This window comes from Rhodopirellula sp. JB055 (genome assembly GCF_043100905.1).
Classification (GTDB): Bacteria; Planctomycetota; Planctomycetia; order Pirellulales; family Pirellulaceae; genus Rhodopirellula.
Genome location: NZ_JBICHO010000195.1, coordinates 1 through 6,481 on the forward strand (window position 1 = coordinate 1; position 6,481 = coordinate 6,481).

5 protein-coding genes are annotated in these 6,481 nt (G+C 56.8%); all 5 read left to right on the plus strand.

Annotated elements, in window-relative coordinates:
- Window positions 1-388, plus strand: a 388-nt coding sequence (locus tag ACF8AM_RS07930; RefSeq protein WP_392555119.1) for a DUF1559 domain-containing protein, incomplete at its 5' end; no start/stop codon positions are given.
- A 69-nt stretch (window positions 389-457) separates the two neighbouring features.
- Complete coding sequence (locus tag ACF8AM_RS07935; protein ID WP_392555120.1) at window positions 458-1,204, plus strand: arginyltransferase; 747 nt, start codon at window positions 458-460, stop codon at window positions 1,202-1,204.
- A 44-nt stretch (window positions 1,205-1,248) separates the two neighbouring features.
- On the plus strand, window positions 1,249-2,700 hold the full coding sequence (locus ACF8AM_RS07940; RefSeq protein ID WP_392555121.1) for a GntP family permease: 1,452 nt from the start codon (window positions 1,249-1,251) through the stop codon (window positions 2,698-2,700).
- 136 nt (window positions 2,701-2,836) lie between these two features.
- Window positions 2,837-3,295: a hypothetical protein gene (locus ACF8AM_RS07945; protein WP_392555122.1), complete on the plus strand. Its 459-nt coding sequence runs from the start codon at window positions 2,837-2,839 to the stop codon at window positions 3,293-3,295.
- Between the two features lie 305 nt (window positions 3,296-3,600).
- On the plus strand, window positions 3,601-6,315 hold the full coding sequence (locus tag ACF8AM_RS07950; protein ID WP_392555123.1) for a secretin N-terminal domain-containing protein: 2,715 nt from the start codon (window positions 3,601-3,603) through the stop codon (window positions 6,313-6,315).
- Window positions 6,316-6,481: the final 166 nt, after the last annotated feature.

The window sequence follows — 6,481 nt, forward strand, 5'->3', positions numbered from 1 at the left end:
CGGTCGTTGGGCAGATGGAGTCGCTGCGATTGCGGCCGTCAATACGATCCTGCCACCCAATTCGCCAAGCTGTTCCGCCGGGAAGCAATTGACCGCTCCGGGCATTTATTCGGCCGGCAGTTTTCATGCCGGTGGAGCACATCTGTTGATGGCCGATGGTGCGGTCAAATTCATCACCGAATCAATTGACCATGGTGATTCAAACGCTGCGGTTGTTCGGTTACCCCAATCCAACGAAGCGGAGGGAGACAATCCAACTGAAACCGATCATGAAGACGACAACGATTCGTCATCCCAATCCAAGTACGTTCACACAGAAAGCCCACATGGCATCTGGGGCGCACTTGGGACCGCCCGCAGCAACGACGCGATCTCCAGCGAACTTTGATTCTGACAACAATCTGCGGACAAAATGGCACCTTAACCATCGGTGAAGCAATCCGGTACGCTGGATGCCATGAGTCCCCCGAACGATGGTTTTCCCGAAAGTGCTGCTGCCCTGCGTCATCGAATGATGCTGGTCCAGGACGCCGTCAGCGATTGCCCCTACATTGATGGCGAACCAGCTCGCATGCCGCTGTACTACCCGACGCCGCCACGCCGCAACGAAGACACGGACACGCTGCTGGCCGCTGGCTTTCGCCGCAGCAGCCAATTCGTCTATCACACCAACTGCCCACAATGCAGTGCGTGCCAGCCAACTCGTTTGCGAGTGGCAGACTTCAAGCTAACCAAATCGCTCAGGCGTGTTCTCAAGAAAGCCGAACGAGAACTGACATGGCGTTGGCAGCCCCCGCAAGTCGACGCGGACCGTGTTCGACTTTACAACGACCATCGCAACGTTCGTGGACTGGCCCATGACGATGACATCAGCGCATCGGACTACGAAACATTTTTGATCGCGACTTGCTGGCCGACTCTTGAATTGGAAATCCGATATCAGGATCAACTGGTTGGTGTATCGATCATGGACATCGGACAAGAAAGCATCAGCGCGGTGTACACGCACTTCGATCCAATCGCATCCAAGTTCAGCTTGGGAACTTTCGCGGTGCTGCAACAAATCCAATGGGCTCAAGACAACGGTCGCACTTGGGTGTACTTGGGTTTGTATGTCGCTGAGAATCCTCACCTGAATTACAAATCACGATTCGTCCCCCAAGAACGTTTGATCGACGGGCAATGGCGTGTCTGCTTGGAGTAGACTCTGGCGTCACACATCCATTCCCCACGCTGTGAGAAGAAGCCTTGACGATTTGGTGGTTGGTCGCGCTCGCCGTGACGATGGTGCTGGTCTCGATCCTCGCATTTCGATTGCATCCGTTTCTAGCATTGCTGTCGACGGCGGTGATGGTGGCAATGCTGACCACACCGGCTCAGTTGTCATCGTTTGCATCCGCCCGATTGGCCGATGGCAAATTCACGGAAGCGGAAGCCGCTGCGTTCGTTGGGCAGAGTGCATCGGCCCGGGTCGCCGATGCATTTGGCGCGACCGCGGGATCGATTGGAATCGTGATCGCGCTGGCCAGCGTGATTGGGGGCTTGCTGATGCAGTCCGGTGCTGCGGCCCGAATCGTCGACACGATGCTTCGCTGGACCGGCGAAAAGCGTGCTCCCGAAGCGATGGCAGCGGCCTCCTTCGTATTGGGAATCCCGGTGTTTTTTGACACCGTTTTCTACTTGATGCTGCCGCTGGCCAGGTCCCTGCGACGCAAAACGGGCAAGAATTATGTGTTGTTCATCCTCGCCATCTTGGCCGGCGGATCGATCACCCATTCCTTGATTCCGCCGACACCAGGTCCGCTGCAAGTCGCGGCATTCTTGGAAGTTGAGATCGGTGCGATGTTGATCGCCGGACTGGGGATTGGAAGCGTGACCAGCGTGATCGCACTTGCCGCCGCCAGAATCATCAACCACTTCAACGACCTGCCTCTTCGTGACGAAGACGGCGAAGAAATCCGCCCAGAAACCCAACGCTTGGCGTCAGCAGGTGACGACACGACAGAGATCCCGCCCAAGCCACCCCTGTGGCTGGCACTGTTCCCGATCGCGCTACCGGTGGTCTTGATCGCCTTGGGTTCGACGATCAAATCCGTTTACGGAAGCGACGCCGTCGCGGAATCGGAACTGCTGGGATGGATCATTCGCTTGGGCGACAAAAACCTTGCATTGGGACTGGGCTGTCTCGTCGCGTTTGGATTGATTCGCTGGGTCCCCAACGATCAGCGTCGCAAAGTGATCTCCGCCGCCATCGCCTCCGCAGGATCCATCATCCTGATCACCGCGGCCGGTGGAGCGATGGGCAAAATGCTCTACCACGCGGGGATCGCGGAAGTGGTCGGTTCCATCGCCAAAGGTTTCCCGGGTCTTTTGTTGCTGCCACTGGCGTTTCTGGTCACGACTGCGATTCGAACGATTCAAGGTTCCGCGACCATTGCCATGATCACATCGGCCAGCATCCTTCAATCGCTGGCCACCAATGGGGAACTACCCTTTCACCCAGTTTACCTCGCGATGGCGATTGGAGCGGGAAGCAAACCGATCTCGTGGATGACCGACAGCGCGTTTTGGATCATCTCCGAAATGACTGGCATGACCGAGAAAGAAGCGTTGCGAACGATTTCGCCGATGAGTGCTGCACTTGGAGTTTCAGCGTTGTTGGTCACAGTGATTGCCGCAGCGATCTTTCCCGCCGTGTGAAAGCATCGGGTGTCCCGAAAAAGCCCAGAACCTCTCGCGATGCCAGAGATGTACCGATGAACGGTTTCAAATTCTGACCTCAGTGATTTTAATGGGGTGTTTTGATTTGCCCCAAAATCGACAAGAACAAACCTTCATGGATACGACGCAACCTGAGTTGATCAACGAATCCCCCGCCAACGACTCCGCTTCCAGTGCCACCAGCGACGCTGCACCGCCGGCGAAACCGGCCGAACCAGCGATGAGCAAAAGCGAACGAATTCGACGCTACATTCAGGCTCATCCGGAGGCCCGAAACACGGAAATCGTTGCCGCTTTAGAAGAACACGGCATCAAATACCAAGACGTCGGAAACGTCCGTTCGCAAGAGAAACGCAAGGCCGCGAAAAAAGCGGCTCCGTCCAAACGCCGACGACCACCGACCGCTTCGCCCGCCGCCGCAACTCCCGCGGGTCCGGCATCCACCCCCACCGCGTCATCAAACTCGGTCAGCATGGAAGCATTGCAAGCGGGAGCCGATTTCGTCAAACAGGCTGGGGGAATCGACCAAGCCCAGGCCATCCTCGACCTGATTCGGCAAATCCATTCCGTTTGATCACGAGGCTCAGCCGCTTGGTTCGGCTCGCCCAAACGGTCCAGAATGCCTCACCGACTGCCTTGGAAGCCCACCAAAACGGCGATTTCTACCAACACGCGACGCGCCGCAAGAGTGACACAGGTTGCTCGATGCGACGGCCTTCGGCAGTCCGAAAACCCTGAAAAACATTGACTTCGGCCAACAATTCACTAATCTAGAACTTCCCCCCTGCGATCATTTCTGCTGACGAAACTTTTGATCGCTCTCCCCGCCTCCCTCCCAATCCAAGCCGTTGGTTTCACCACCGTCGAGCTTCCAGCCTCATGAACAATGCATTGAAGTTCCCAAAGCGATGGGTCGCTTTGGATGGATGCTTCCCAGCCCGCACCGAGCCTAGCGATCAAAAGCTCGAGCGCCGAGTTCAAGGACAGAATCAACGGAAGCAGTCTGTTCGTGCGTCGATCGCTCTGGCCGTCATGGGTGGATTGTGGATCGGCAGTGGAACCGCCGCCCCCGGCATCGCCTCATGCCAAGCCGATGACACGGTCGAGTCCGCACCGGCTGTTGCGACGGACCCTGCTGCACCGCTGCCTTCCGTGGCAGAACCAACGGCGTCCGCTCCAGTTGCCTCGCAGACCGCAGAGACCCTGCGGTTCTCGTTCAACGGGGTGCCGTGGCGAGAAGTGATTCAGTGGTTGGCCGATGAAGCTGACCTCGCGCTGCACATCAGCGAATTGCCGCCGGGAAGTTTCACCTACACCGACAACAGTGAATTCACCGTTCAAGAAGCGATCGACCGAGTCAATCTCTTCTTGATCTCCGAAGGTTTCACGCTGGTCCGCAGCGGCCGCCTGCTCTCGGTCATTGACCTGAGCGATCCACGCGGCGTGCAACAACTGAAAACACTGGCGGAGTTCATTGATTCCGATCAACTCACCGAAAGAAAACCGCACGACGTCGTCAAATGCATCTTCTCTTTGGGTGACATCGACGCGGAAGACGCAGTCCAAGAGCTGTCCGCTCTGAACTTGATGACCACTCCCACGGTTCTCAGTAAAACGAACCAGTTGATCATCACTGACTCCGTTGCGAACCTGAAAAGTGTTCAGCGGGTTCTGTCAGCATTCAAAAAAGAGGAAATGGACAACGGCACGGTCGTCCAGTCGTTCCAATTGCAACACGTCACGGCCGACGATGTCCTGACCGTCGCCCGCCCACACCTGGGATTGGCAACGGACGAGATGATCGGCATCGATGTCAGCTTGTCCGCCGACCTGGGTGGCAACAGCATCTTCGTCACTGGCATTGAAGACAAAGTGAAATTGCTGGAGGGCCTGGTCAAAGCAGTTGATCAACCCGACGCGGCGAAGACCTCCTCCAACGAACCCATGGAACTCCGTTCGTACTTGGTTCCTGGCGGCAATGTTCGCACCGTTTACAACGTGCTGCAAACGTTGCTGTCGGGCAAAACGGTTCGTCTTTCCATGGATGACGATGCGGGCACGATCGTCGCTCTGGCATCCGCCGAAACTCAAAAGGAAATCAGCCAAACGGTCGAAGAACTTCAGACCGTCGAAGACGAATTCGAAGTCATCCAACTGAACTCGGTCGACCCGACCTACGCGATCAGCTTGATCGATCAAATGCTCGACCTTCCGGATGTGTACGCCGACTCGGACGAGATCGATCCGGACACGCCGCGAATCGATGCCGATCCAGGCAACCGACGTCTGTTTGTTCGCGGCAAACGACATCGCATCGACCAAATCAAATCGATCGTCGAAGGCTTGGAAGCAGGCAGCGTGCCAAGCGACGCTGACCAAGTGCGCGTGCTTCCGTTCAAAGGCAAAAGTGCAGAGCGATTGTTGGAAACCGGTGCGAAGTTTTGGCAATCTGCCAATCCAGTGATCCTCTATCCCGGTCACGATTCCAATTCACCCAACGTCCTGGAACGCGTTCCCAATGAAGACGAAGCGGACGCCTCCGAAAGCTCGGACCCCAAACCCGTTCAAGAAGCTCTCGAACTGACCAGCAAACGCAATCTGACCAACGAACCCACGGACGCGCGGTTGCTGACGACTGTCACACGTTCGCGTTCGGAACCGATCACTTGTCAAATCACCGACCGTGGCCTGGTTCTCCAATCGGAAGACACAGACGCACTGAACCAGTTCGAGCAACACCTGCGGTCGCTCGGCACCTCCATGCAACCTTCGTCTTCTCCACCGATCGCGTTCTACTTGAAACACATTCGGCCAGACGATGCACTTCGAATGCTGGCGGAACTGCTCGAAGGCGGTGAAGCAGCCAAAGAAGGTGAAGCCGGAACCCTGATCAACGGAACCATGACGTCGGTTTCCTCCGGCGGCTACCTGGGCAGCTTCCTGACCACGCGTGACGGAACGATGACGTTGCTGTTCGGTTCGATCACAATTGTCTCCGATTCACGACTGAACCGCCTGATTGCACAAGGCACCTCGGACGACATCGACCTGATCGAAAACTATCTCAAAATCATCGACAAAGACCGTAGCATCACCACCGTTCAAACCTATGGCAGTTCGCATGTCATCGAACTCCAACACACTCGCGCAGCCGACGTCGCCGAAGCCATCCAGGAAGCGTACGCCGGACGCATCGCTGAGGGTGCAGACAAAGCCAGTGCGGGTGGCAAAGGCGGAAACGACTCCAACGCACGCGACGCAGCACGCAACGGAGACAACCGCGGCAATTCCAGAAACCCGCCACCAAAATCGGCCTCCCAAGCCGCACGCGATCTGGAACCTAAAATGACAGTCGCGGTTCACGAAGCCAGCAACTCTCTGATCGTGACCGCACCGCCCCAACTATTCGCAGAAGTCGAAACGCTCGTCCAAACGATCGATTCGCGTGGTGAACAAGCAGTCGAAGTCATCATCCCTAGCAGCGATGAAGTGATGGGTGAAGTGCTGCAACAAGTGCTTGGTGCCTCCACCATCTCGACCCGTCGCTCGACGACCTCTTCTCGCGATCGTTCGCGTGACCGAGGAGGCCGGTGATGCCAATCCACTGGAACGCAAACACGCTTCCGCAGCTTTGCCCGACCTTGCGTCGTGCGGTTCTTCGGGTCGCATTGCCCGCGTCGGTGGCTGTCACCTGTGTGACAGGCATCTCCCATGGCAATCCCGCTCACGCTCAATCAGGCGTTCGCGAATCCTTGGAACG